Source organism: Acidobacteriota bacterium, assembly GCA_029861955.1.
Lineage (GTDB): Bacteria > Acidobacteriota > Polarisedimenticolia > Polarisedimenticolales > Polarisedimenticolaceae > JAOTYK01.
In genome coordinates this window covers 1-5,434 of sequence record JAOTYK010000078.1, presented here as the reverse complement: position 1 = coordinate 5,434, position 5,434 = coordinate 1, and the positions used below count along the sequence as shown (strand labels likewise).

Here is a 5,434-nt window from a genome sequence, read left to right as displayed (position 1 = left end):
AGCCGCACACTCATCCGTGTGACCGTCGAGTGGGAGCAGCCCAACGAACGTGCGATCTGACGATTGGCCGAGCCGGCGACCAGCAGTGCGGCGACCGGTGCCAGGAGCTCGGGCCGCTTCAGCCGATAGGTCGTCGCGAAGCTACGCTGCGAGAATCCCCTGCCGCATGTCCCGCACCGAAACCGTTGGACCCGGCGCAGCGGGTCGCATTGCCGTCGGTAGGATCCATCCCGCTTGGCGACGTAGGGGCCGCCGGAATCGGTGTGGGCGGGACACCCTTCGTGGGGGCAAAACGACGGCCGAAATCGGTCGGATCGTCTGCCATCGATCGGTTGGCAAGGGCGGAACATCGCAGCGTACCCACTGCGAGTCCGGTACCAGCATCAGACCCCGAAACTCCCCGGAATCTGATCCTCTAACTGCCGGACTGTCCGCCGGCGGACGATCGACCGTCCGGTGTCCGGACAACAAGCCGCATTCAACGGGCCACGTTGCGATCTCTGTCCTCTCTTCGGTCATTCGGACCGAATCCCCCCCTCACCTGCCCGACCGCTCCCCAGCCCTCATCGGGCCGGCAAACGTGTCGACGAATCGCGCACACCGTGGTTTTCCCATAAATTCGAGCTTTTTCCCCCTTCGAAGACATCGACATCGACCTGGCGATCTTCTTGCAATAACGAGGGCCGACTGAACTGGAATCGAAGGAGCTTCTAATGCGTCGTCTGACCATCCTTACAATCTTCTGCCTACTGGCGACGACGGCGTGGGCCGGTGCAGCTGGGCCGGCCTCGAACGACCGGGTGAGCCAGGCGATCCGGTCTCATGCCGAGAGCAACCCGGCGGGGTTCGTGGACGTGATCATCACGTTCGCCGATCGTCCCGGGAAAGCCGACGACAAGGCGATCAAGAACGCCGGCGGCGAGAATATCCGCGGCTACCATCGGCTGCCGATGAAGGCGGCGCGGATCCCGGCAAGGGCTATCGAGGCGCTGAGCCACAACCCGAACGTGGCGTTCATCAGCAGCGATGCGCCGTTGCAGGGTTTCGCCGAGTCGGCGCTGGTGACGGCGAATCTCGACCAGGGCACGTTTGAGAACATCGATTACAGCGTGGTCAGTTCGGGCATCGGCGTGGCCGTATTCGACTCCGGCATCGGCAACCACACCGATTTGTGGCCCTCGCCGGTTCAGTTCGATTTCGTCGGCCAATCCACCTCACCGGGCTACGGTCTGGGCGACCCTTTCGGTCACGGGACCCACGTCGCGGGTGTCATCGGCAGTGACAGCTACGGGGCAGCCAGTGATTTCCGCGGTGTCGCGCCGTACGCCGACCTACTCTCACTTCGCGTACTCAACGGCCAGGGACAGGGGCTGACCTCCGATCTGATCGCGGCACTCGACTGGCTGCTGGTCAATGCGAATCAATACAACATCCGAGTCGCCAATCTCTCGCTGGGCAAGGCCATCGAGGAAGCGGCCGCGGACGACCCGCTGGTCGCCGCAGTGGAAGCCGTCTGGGACACCGGCATCGTCGTCGTTTGCTCGGCCGGGAACTACGGCCGCGATGGCCACTTCACGATCACCAGCCCCGGCAACTCGCCCAGGGTGATCACCGTTGGTTCGATCACCGACAACGAGACCGGCGGAGATCTCTCCGACGACTACGTCTCGAGTTATTCCTCCAAGGGTCCGACGCTGTTCGATCACTTCGTCAAGCCGGATCTCGTCGCGCCGGGTAACCGTTTCGTGGCACCGATCTCGTACGAAGCGAAGATGCGGGCCGACCTGCCCGACCGCATGAAGGATTGCGGGAACTCGTACTGCTCCGGTTACTACATCGAGCTGTCCGGGACGAGCATGTCCGCGGCGATGGTCTCGGGCACCGTGGCGAAGATGCTCGAGGAAGAGCCGTCGCTCAACCCGGACACGGTCAAGGCGATGCTGATGATCTCGGCCAAGAAAGTCGACATGGGCAACCCGTTCTCGACCGGCGCCGGCCTGCTGGACATCGCTGCAGCCATGCAGATGGCCGTTGCGAACGACGTGTACGTCGCTACGGCGCTGTCACCGAGGGCGTTCCCGGACGAGACGACCGGAAAGATGGGCTTCGAGAATACCGGCCTGCTGTGGGGCGACTTCGCCTTCAACCAGAGTCTGCTGTGGGGCGACGCGCTGCTGTGGGGCGATGCGCTGCTGTGGGGCGACGCGCTGCTATGGGGCGACGCGCTGCTGTGGGGTGACGCGCTGCTGTGGGGTGACGTGTTCACCAACGGCGATCCGCTGATCGAACTGTCCGGCCAGACCGTCCAGGTGGACGACGACTAGAGCTTCTCCCAGGGAAGGACGGGGCGAGCCGTGAAGACGATGCGGCCCCGTTCTTCCCACCATACCCAAGACATCTCATCTCGAGACGATCAGCGATTTGTACTGGGAGCCCTCCTATGAGCTTCTTCGCGCTCACCCGTGCATGCGCAGGAGGACCCGGTTTTACGCAATGGGGACAGATTTATTTTCTGCCGGCGCCCATCAGATTGACCCGGCGAGCGGTTTCCGATCCCTAGTATTTTCCGACCAGATTGACGAACCAACCTCCACCGTCGTAATCGAGATCGGTCAGATCGTCGGTGAAATCGGTGAAGTTGTATCCGACTCCGATCCGCAGGTGTTCGTGGATCGGACGATCGACCCCGACCAGGAACCCGGACCTCGCGTCCTCGGCCTCGTCGGACCACAAGAGGCGATACTCCGCCAGAGCGTCCCACTTGTTCACCAGATGGAAGCGCCCACGGACGACAACCAGCGAGGCGTCGGTCCCGAACCACTGCCCGGCATCGCGGTCGGCGCGCAGCTCGCCCTCTCTACGGGCCAGCTTGGCACCGAGTTCCCAGCGCCGGTTGATCTGGTAGATCGCGTCCGCCGAGAACACGTGCGAGCGCTGATCGGTCCGGTACGGGAGCTGCCCTTCCGACGGCAGGTCCAGCAAGTACGTGTAGCGACCGAGCAAGTTCCAGCGATCGTCGGACACCGGACGGTAGGACACGCCGAGACCGCTCTCGATGAACCTCGCGTCGTCGCGCCCCAGGTCGTCGTTATCGTCGAACGAGAAACTCAGCTTGCCGAACACGGAGAGCGCTTCGTCGAACTGGTGGTCCACGCGATTCGTCGTTAGCCACTGTGTCCGGCCGATGGCGCCTTCCTCGGTGCGGAACTCGAGCTTGCTGGCCCAGCGGGTCCGCTCGCTGCTCCGCGCGACCGAGACGGACACGACGTCGCGTTTAATGTCCGGCGCCGCGGTCTGGTCCAGGTCGCTCGACTGGACCGAAAGGCCGATATGCCAACGATCGTCCGGCGTGAAGTCCACACCGAAGACCCGCGCCAGCCCAGACTGCCTCGTCGTACGCGCGAACTGATTCTCGGTGAACACGGTGAGTTGATCGCTGATGGCGGCCTTTTGTCCGACCGTCCAGCCGTCGCGCAGCGGGTCCGTGCGATCGGTCGACAGCGTGTAGGTCCCGTAGAGTTGATGGACGTCGGAGAGGTTGTGCTCGGCACCGAGTTGAAGCGCCCGACCGCGTTCGCCGACCGTCAACTCGGCGCTGGCGCTGAACCCCTTGCCGAGACGGAAACGGGTTCCGATGCTCGCAAGATCGTTGTCCGCGTAGCTCGCGTCGGAATCAAGCGTGATCTGCGCCCGGCCGAACAACCGAACCCGGTCGTTCAAGCGGTAGTCGGCGCGTACGGCGCCCAGGGTTCCGCTGGCGTCCGTCAGCAACGTCTCTTCACGCACATGGCGAGCCTCACCCGACACGGCCCATACATCATTGAGCCGGTACCGCGCTTCCACGCCCAGGGAGGTATCGGTACGAATCCCCTGCTGGTCAATCACCGCCCCTCGGGCGGCGAACGTAAGCTGGTCGCCTTGCGACCAGGCGGCCTCGGCACCGTACTCGTCGGTCTCGATTCCGGTGTCGACCCGTGCGGAACTGAACCCCGCGGAGCGATGCCGGTACCAGGTCCCCAGCTCCGCCCGAGACTGCCCGCCGGTCAGCGCGCCGAGTTCGGCTCGCGCCTCGATGGCGTAGGCCTCACCCTCGCGGGCCGCCCCGCCGCCGACGCTGTGGGCCTGGAACGTCAAGCCACCGTCGACGGACGCCCAACCACCGGAACTCTGTGTCGACTCACTCTCGGCGTACTCCAGCTTGACGAAGGTCCCCGGCGAATGCCGCAACACGACGTCGGTACCGGCAAGACGGTATTCCTGACCGGCACGATCCTCTTCGACCCAGGTGCCTCCCAGTCCGACCTTGTCGTTGACCCAGCCCTGACCGCGGACGCCGTAAGTCGTGTCGCCGGAACCGAGCCCACCGGGCAGATACTCGTAGTCCACCAGCAAGAATGCCTGGTTTCCGTCTAGCGGCTGGTCCTTGACGATCGACGGCGCCGCCTGGTCGGCAAACTGGGTCAACGGACGGGTCAGAATGATCCGACCCTGCAGTTCGTCGATTTCGTAGTCGCGGCCGCGGATCATCTCTTTGTGCTCCACGACTCGCCCGGAGTCGCGATCGACGATTTCAACCGCGATCTTCGCGGAGCCCAGGACGATTTCCGTATCGCGCAGGTAATACAGACTGCCACCCGTCGCGGCAAATCGGTTGTGACCGAACAGGGTCTGCGCCTCAGAGGCGAACGCTTGTACTTGCAGGCGGTCGTCGCCCGATTCCGTAGTGCCCAGCGAGCGATGCTCCAACTTGGCACCGTAGAGCGTCCGGTTGTACTGGGAAAACTCGGTTCCCGTAAAGCCCGTCGAGTAGTTGCCCCACAACCCGCGGGATTTATCCCAATCGACACGAACGTAGAGCTTGCCCTGACTTGGCGCGTCTTCCGTCGTGCTGGAGTCGTCCCCGTAGATTGGATAGTACTGGTCGGGATCCAGTTGCCGGAAAAGTCGGCGTGGATCTTCCTCGTCGAGGTTGTCGAGGAGGTCCCCGAGCTCGTCTTCACCCGTGTCCACACGGGCGGTCACCAGGTACTTGCCCTTGACCTTGCCCTTCAGGTACATCGCAATACGCCCGTCGACGAAGACATCGCCGTCGTAGTGGTCGTCGACTGCGAGGGGTTCAACGCTTCCGGACAGATCGTTCTGCCCAATGGTGAGGTCCGCGATGCCGACCATGAAGAAGTACTTGCCGGTGACGTCGACCGGGAGCGACCGATCCCATGACTGCGCGCCCGAGCCGTTTACCTGGATCTCGTGAGACCCGACCGGTTTGATCGTCTCCACCGCGAAGCGCCCGTCCTCATCCAACGGTACGGCCCGGCCATCGATCGTCAATTCGTCATCGACGGCAATGCGCGTCCCATGGATCCGCACCCGACTCCCGGCGACGGGGATCGAGCGACGACCTAGATTGTCCTGGCCGTACACATCGTCGATC

The 5,434-nt window shown here is 63.6% G+C and carries 3 protein-coding genes; 1 reads left to right on the top strand and 2 read right to left on the bottom strand.

The features are described 5' to 3' along the window. Positions 1 to 350: hypothetical protein (locus tag OES25_17380; GenBank protein MDH3629411.1), on the bottom strand; the 350-nt coding region annotated here is incomplete at its 3' end. Between the two features lie 363 nt (positions 351 to 713). Between OES25_17380 and OES25_17375 the strand changes: the two genes are divergently transcribed. After that, positions 714 to 2,324 carry a S8 family peptidase gene (locus tag OES25_17375; GenBank protein ID MDH3629410.1) on the top strand — a complete coding sequence of 537 codons (1,611 nt, stop codon included), beginning with the start codon at positions 714 to 716 and terminating at the stop codon, positions 2,322 to 2,324. Between the two features lie 232 nt (positions 2,325 to 2,556). On the opposite strand, the gene OES25_17370 is transcribed toward OES25_17375, so the two are convergent. Continuing rightward, positions 2,557 to 5,434: porin family protein (locus OES25_17370; protein MDH3629409.1), on the bottom strand; the 2,878-nt coding region annotated here is incomplete at its 5' end.